This is a genomic window from Vibrio harveyi NBRC 15634 = ATCC 14126 = KCTC 12724 (genome assembly GCF_001591145.1).
In the GTDB taxonomy this organism is placed as follows: Bacteria; Pseudomonadota; Gammaproteobacteria; order Enterobacterales; family Vibrionaceae; genus Vibrio; species Vibrio harveyi.
Map to the genome: position 1 here is coordinate 1 of NZ_BCUF01000094.1, position 5,908 is coordinate 5,908.

General features: G+C 39.3%; 9 protein-coding genes. All 9 read left to right on the top strand.

Translation table 11 applies throughout. The features are described 5' to 3' along the window. Window positions 1–391 precede the first annotated feature (391 nt). The 9 genes from drt2 (at window position 392) to VHA02S_RS25610 (ending at window position 5,893) form a co-directional block, all read left to right on the top strand. Complete coding sequence (drt2, locus tag VHA02S_RS24265; protein ID WP_038899609.1) at window positions 392–1,675, top strand: antiviral reverse transcriptase Drt2; 1,284 nt, start codon at window positions 392–394, stop codon at window positions 1,673–1,675. A 150-nt stretch (window positions 1,676–1,825) separates the two neighbouring features. Then, the gene (locus VHA02S_RS24270; protein WP_017190377.1) at window positions 1,826–2,293 is read left to right on the top strand and encodes a Tse2 family ADP-ribosyltransferase toxin; all 468 of its coding nucleotides are present in this window, start codon (window positions 1,826–1,828) and stop codon (window positions 2,291–2,293) included. Between the two features lies 1 nt (window position 2,294). After that, window positions 2,295–2,525, top strand: a complete 231-nt coding sequence (locus tag VHA02S_RS24275) for a hypothetical protein (RefSeq protein ID WP_005446124.1) — start codon at window positions 2,295–2,297, stop codon at window positions 2,523–2,525. Between the two features lie 14 nt (window positions 2,526–2,539). Beyond that, window positions 2,540–3,169: an AbiV family abortive infection protein gene (locus VHA02S_RS24280; protein WP_038899610.1), complete on the top strand. Its 630-nt coding sequence runs from the start codon at window positions 2,540–2,542 to the stop codon at window positions 3,167–3,169. Window positions 3,170–3,311: 142 nt separating this feature from the next. Then, a complete protein-coding gene (locus VHA02S_RS24285; RefSeq protein WP_227740481.1) occupies window positions 3,312–3,785 on the top strand; it encodes a proline and serine-rich protein 1 family protein in 474 nt (157 codons plus the stop codon). Window positions 3,786–3,949: 164 nt separating this feature from the next. Beyond that, a complete protein-coding gene (locus tag VHA02S_RS24290; RefSeq protein ID WP_127891279.1) occupies window positions 3,950–4,573 on the top strand; it encodes a hypothetical protein in 624 nt (207 codons plus the stop codon). Between the two features lie 157 nt (window positions 4,574–4,730). After that, window positions 4,731–5,315: a hypothetical protein gene (locus VHA02S_RS24295; RefSeq protein ID WP_050567843.1), complete on the top strand. Its 585-nt coding sequence runs from the start codon at window positions 4,731–4,733 to the stop codon at window positions 5,313–5,315. A gap of 143 nt (window positions 5,316–5,458) precedes the next feature. Next, entirely contained in the window at window positions 5,459–5,677 is a 219-nt protein-coding gene (locus tag VHA02S_RS24300) for a hypothetical protein (RefSeq protein WP_058649093.1), read from the top strand. Between the two features lie 9 nt (window positions 5,678–5,686). After that, window positions 5,687–5,893 carry a KTSC domain-containing protein gene (locus tag VHA02S_RS25610; protein ID WP_077681051.1) on the top strand — a complete coding sequence of 69 codons (207 nt, stop codon included), beginning with the start codon at window positions 5,687–5,689 and terminating at the stop codon, window positions 5,891–5,893. The last annotated feature ends 15 nt before the right edge of the window (window positions 5,894–5,908 follow it).

Genomic DNA, 5,908 nt, shown 5'->3' on the forward strand with positions numbered 1-5,908 from the left:
GGTGGTATGCGGGTGCTTAGGTATTGCGTGCCTCACACCTTAACAAGGCGTTATGTTTCCATTGGAGCGCATTGCATTCTGTTTATTATGAGAGTATTATTCACATGCTTTTGATAGGGACAAATGAGTCGTTGATCAAAAGGAGCTTAACAGGTTGTCAAGTCCAATCGGCACGCCACCAAGGCAAGCTGAGCAGATAGACAGCAGGAACTGGAACAGGGTCTTCATAGATACCTCCACGGTTATAGTTATAGCATAATCCATTTCTAACATGACGCGGCTAGAGTTTCAGGACTCGTGGATGGTTGTTTTAACAACTTGGTTAAGCCGAGGTAAGGCGTGAGGAATTGCCGCAGTTCTAAGTCTGCCTCGGTTTTGCTAGAGATTCGTAATGTCATCAAACAAACCTCTTTGGTATCGAAGTCGCGGTTATCTGCATTTCGACCTACCAGTTAGCTTCAAGAAAGCTAAAAACCTCGTAACTAATCCTGATTTAGTTTCCAAGCATGCTTTCTTTCCGCTAATAAATTATGCGGTTGAGTCTAAGAAAATAAGCAAAAACAAAGATACTCGAAAAATCGATGTAGCTGTTAAAGAGCGTCCAATTGCTTATTCTTCGCATATGGATAGCCATATCTATGCATTTTATGCCAACCTTCTAAGTAAGAAATATGAAGCCAAGTTGAAATCTGCAGGTTTGACCGAGAGTATTCTCGCTTTTAGAGGGCTAGGCAAAAGCAATATTGATTTTGCTTTTGAAGCCTTTGAGCAAATTAAAATTATGGGTGAATGTAGTGCGGTTGCACTCGATTTCTCTAAATTCTTTGACACTTTAGACCATGATTTACTCAAGCAAAGTTGGGCGAATTTACTAGGCGAGAAAAATCTTCCGTCAGACCATTTTAATGTCTTTAAGTCTATTACGAAGTTCTCGAAAGTAAATAAAGTTGAGTTATATAAAGAGTTTGGTATTTCGCCAAATAATCCTAAAAACGGAAGAAATAGAGTCTGCACTGCTCAAGAATTTCGGGATGTTGTCAGGAAGAAGAAGCTCATAAAAACCAATAAAGATCCGTTTGGTATACCTCAAGGCTCACCCATCAGCGCTTTGTTATCAAACATATATATGTTTGAGTTTGATGCAGAGATGAAACGGTACATGGACATTCATGGTGGTAAATACTATCGCTACTGTGATGATATGCTTTTCATTGTTCCAGCCCCTTTGAGAGACAAAGTCGCTGGCTATGCGCAAGAGCAAGTTAAAAAACTAAAAGTTTCAATTAACCCTAAGAAAACTGAGTTGAGAACTTTCAGTTCTCAAGGTGACGTCTTGGTCGCCGACCAAATGCTTCAATACCTAGGTTTTATGTTTGACGGTGAGAACGTGTATATCCGTTCCTCTTCATTAGCTCGATACTCAGAAAAAATGAAGAGAGGCATTCGTTTAGCTAAGAAAACCATGGATAAGTACAATGCAGTTCGTGCCGCTAAAGGCTTGCCTGAAAAAGCATTGTACAAGCGTAAACTATATAGTCGCTACACTCATTTAGGCGGCAGGAACTTTGTTACGTATGGTTTGCGGGCTGCTAGTACAATGCAGAGTAAGACTATTAAGCGTCAACTAAAGCCTCTTTGGCGCAGGTTTCATGAGGAACTCGAAAGAGAAACATAACAAACAATTTAAGAGTGATTCAGCACGCTTGGCACTTTTGGTTTGGGTTAAGTTCAGTGTTTACGGTGGTCAAATTGAGCTCTGTGGTTGCGTGCTTCACACCTTAATTGGGCGTTAGCTCTCTCGGAAATTTAAGCAAAAGGAGGAAACATGGAAACTGTTACATTGCTAAAAGATGTGTTGTTAGATAAGGGGCAAATTCATAACTATTATGAAGGTAAAGTACCTCTTAATTTGTGGAGAGGACTAAATGTTAAAAAAGGTATGGGGCTTTTTGAACTAATTGAAGATACTCTCCTTCTTTCAAATGGTAGACCTAGACCTGCTGATATTACTATTCAAGGAATGGGAGCTGATGCGAGAGTTTTAGTTAAGGACCGGCCAAGAGGCATCAGTACGTTTGATAGACCAGGGATACCACAGGGGCCAAATTGGCAGCACTATCGGATACCAGAGGGCACACCTTTACCTTCTGGGTTGGCGATAGTTAAAGATCAGTATAACCCTCGTTTTGGTGCGTATCATTACACTATCGCTCCTGCTTATGATATGCCCTTGTCAAAGTTTAAGTTACTATTAAGTAAATTAGCGAAGTTAGCAGTAAGAGAGGCTGCGTAAGATGAATATACCTAAGCCATATGTACCGATGCTATTATCGGCAGTTAGAGACGCTGTTCTATATAATCAAAACTTGTTACATAGTGAGACTTTGAGAGAACGTGAAGATTATGAGGAACACTTAGTTCATTTGACTCAGTTTTTTGAATATTTGAAAGATGAATATAAAAGCAATGAAGCAGAATATGGTTTGAAGCTAGAGCAGTTGCTACCTGAACAAGCAGAGAGCTAACAAAGCATTTAAGAGTGATTCCCAACGCTTGGCATTTTCAGTACAAGGTTGGGTTTCGTGTTTACGGTGCAATTAAATGTTTGCGCAATGCACAAGAGTTGTGTGATGAGGCAGAAATCTTACATGAACATGGCAAATATGCTCGTTCCTTTGCTTTGAGTCACTTCGCTCGCGAAGAGTTTGGCAAGAGCGTCATGTTATTTCGAGTATTGGTCGATGTATCTGCCGGAGTAAAGGTCGATTGGAAAAAGCTCAACCGTAGGTTCCGAGATCATAAACAGAAATTGGTTAATGACTCTGCAATATCAACAGCATTATTCGGTCACGAGTGGAAAAGGCAAGGTCTGCCTCTTGAGGGGCTTTTCGCTGGTATTGATTTTAAGAATGACCGGAAAAACTCTTGTTTATACACGGACTGGCAAGACGGAACCTTTACGCTACCTTCTGACACAATTACCGAAAAGCAATCAGAAAGGAATTTGAGCATGGCTATATTTCGTATAGCAACATTAGGACCTAAACTTGTTCAGCTCCAAGATCTAAAAGGTACTAATAAAAAAGAACTTAGGAAAAAATACCCTGACGTAATGCCATCTGACCTAGACGAATTTTTAGATACAGTGAGTGCGTTAAAACAAACATAACAAAGCGTTTAAGACGGATTCCCAACGCTTGGCATTTTCGGTTTAATTCAGCTTTAGTGTTTACGGCAAAATGGTTTAAGTGTGGTGGTAGCGTTGCTCACCACTTAACGCGGCGTTATGTAAATCGAACAAAAGGAGGGGTTTGAAATTGTATAAAATCATTATATCAGGAGTATTTTACTTAGTTTGTTCTTTAAGTGTTCAGGCTATGGAGCCTGAAGAATTGTTGAAAAAAATAAGCCATTTTAATTTTGACTCAACAAAAAACAGGTTTGTTTCCGACAACGTAAACAACCTAAATCGCGACCTGACATTTAAAGAGTTAATAACACTCGTAGAGTATTTTGATTTTGATTCTTCCAAAGTGAAAGCAGTTAAAACATTGCGAGGTCACCACGAAGAATATTCTGATTTAGAATTATCAGAGTTGATGGAAGTTATCAACTTTGATTCAACCAAAGAAAAAATGCTAAAAGTACTTGATGCAGAGGCGGTAGAATTCTCGGAAACTACAAGCTCCAAGAGTTCTTCAACTTCAGTTACATCGGCAAAGAGTACAACTCTTACTATTAGGTGTGATGGATTCGATTGTGAAACAGAATACGTAAGTAAATAGTTTTAACGCTACCACAAAAATTTACATAACAAAGCGTTTAAGATGGATTCCCAACGCTTGGCATTTTCGGTTTGATTCGGCTTTAGTGTTTACGGCACAATGGTTTAGGTAAGGTGGTAGCGTTGCTCACCACTTAACGCAGCGTTATGTCTCAGGAGATTCAAGTGAAGTATAAAAAGGAAACCCTCGTTGCTGTTTTTCTAATAGGCAGCCTCTTTGGGGTGATTGCTGGCGTGAAATTTGGCCCCAAAGGGCAGCAGGTGGTTTCCATTCTCAAAGCAATTAGTGAAATCGTTTTACCTTGGGTGGCAGTTTTTATCGCATGTTATGGACTTAATTCCTGGAAACATTCCCATGTATACACAGAAAAATACAATATCGTTAGAAAATTAAATGAACAAATGCAGTCGGTAACTGGTAAGGCTAAAGAGCTGTATCTTTACAATAGACTGCTACAACGAAACTCTTTTCCAAGAGCTAGCTCCAACCTAGCGCAATTAACTGAAGAATTAAAAAGGATTCAAGACGAGTTCGCACTAGAACTACATAAATATAAACAAGTGCAGAAAGACTTCGAATTATATGAAATTGAGGGGGATTTCACTTTTCCTCATGAGAGTTATATAAAACTATGTAGCGGTATAAGCGAAGTGTATTTAAAAAATAGTATGTCACATGTCTCTGAACTTGAAGGTGAACTTGCGCTAATTGATGCTTCCATGGAAGAGCTGTTAGTTAGCTTAGAGGGGTCGGTTCGAACCTTGAAATCCAATTATTTTAGAACTTGAGAATCAGAGACATAACAAGCAATTTAAGAGGGATTCTCAACGCTTGGCACTTTTGCTTCTACTTCAAATTTAGTGTCTATGGCACAATGCTTTAGGTTTTGGTGGAGGCGTTGTTCACCCCTTAATTGGGCGTTATGCAACATATTTAGGGTTCAGTATGAAAATTAAAAAGACACCAGTCGGGCAGAATATACTGGACGGATTGGGTGATACGGAAAATAGCTACGAGATGATACAAGACTTTTTGCCAATAATTGGCGAAATAGTTGTTGCCTTTAATGCGTTAGAGGCAAGTCTCGATAGTCTGCTATGCGAGACATTTTCTGATCGATCAGATCAAAAAGGCTTACTTGTCTTACATTCCATGATGTATTCAACGAAAGTTGATCTATTTAAAAAGTTTAATGATGATTTCATTCGTGGCTTTGGGTGGGATATCAAAGAGTACAAGCCCTTGATATCTAGCCTCAAAGAATGTGGAGTACTAAGGAATAAAGTAGTTCATGCCAATTGGGAATACACAGATGAAGACGGATATACTCAAGTTAAGTTCAAAGTCGGAAATGACGGGCTTGAACACGAGCTATGCCAATTTTCTGTTGAATCACTAGATGCAATAGTAGAAAAAATTTACCAAACCAGACATGCCTTGAGTGACTTTGATCAAGAATGTAGTTACAAAATCTCAGAATGGAATCAACAAATTCATGACCGAAATGAGCTTAGAAATCGCTCGGAATGATTGCATAACAAGCAATTTAAGAGGGATTCACAACGCTTGGCACTTTTGCTTCTACTTCAAATTTAGTGTTTACGGTACAATACGTTGAGTTGGGTGGAGGCGTTGTTCACCCCTTAATTGGGCGTTAAATGTCGGGAGGCGGTATGTACACTGGATATTGGATCGATGATGGTTTTATTTGGGGACCATCTGAGTCAGGTAGGTTTTGGATTGATGATGGATGGGTTTGGGGTCCATATAATTCAGGAAAGTGGTGGATAGAAGATAATTGGATTTGGGGTCCAAACGATGGTGGCAAGTTCTGGATAGATGATGGTCACATTTATGGTCCTTCAAAAATACTACCGTGGTTAAAGAAATAGGAGTTTCTAATGACAGAATGGGTAAATGTTAGTTCAACAGCAATTCGCCGAATTGGATATGAAGCTGAGTCTATGCGAATGTATATTGACTTTGAAGATAGTGACCCTGTCTATACATTTTGTAGAGTTCCTGAGAGTGTTTTTAGAGAGTTTATTAGCGCAAGGTCAGTTGGTCGCTATTATCACCAATACATAAAAGATCGATACGACTGCTGAAAACATTTAACAAAC

Bases quoted from the DNA above. Each gene is read 5' to 3' on its own strand.
- drt2 (WP_038899609.1), top strand. From the start codon at position 392: ATGTCATCAAACAAACCTCTTTGGTATCGAAGTCGCGGTTATCTGCAT.
- VHA02S_RS24270 (WP_017190377.1), top strand. From the start codon at position 1,826: ATGGAAACTGTTACATTGCTAAAAGATGTGTTGTTAGATAAGGGGCAA.
- VHA02S_RS24275 (WP_005446124.1), top strand. From the start codon at position 2,295: ATGAATATACCTAAGCCATATGTACCGATGCTATTATCGGCAGTTAGA.
- VHA02S_RS24295 (WP_050567843.1), top strand. From the start codon at position 4,731: ATGAAAATTAAAAAGACACCAGTCGGGCAGAATATACTGGACGGATTG.
- VHA02S_RS24300 (WP_058649093.1), top strand. From the start codon at position 5,459: ATGTACACTGGATATTGGATCGATGATGGTTTTATTTGGGGACCATCT.
- VHA02S_RS25610 (WP_077681051.1), top strand. From the start codon at position 5,687: ATGACAGAATGGGTAAATGTTAGTTCAACAGCAATTCGCCGAATTGGA.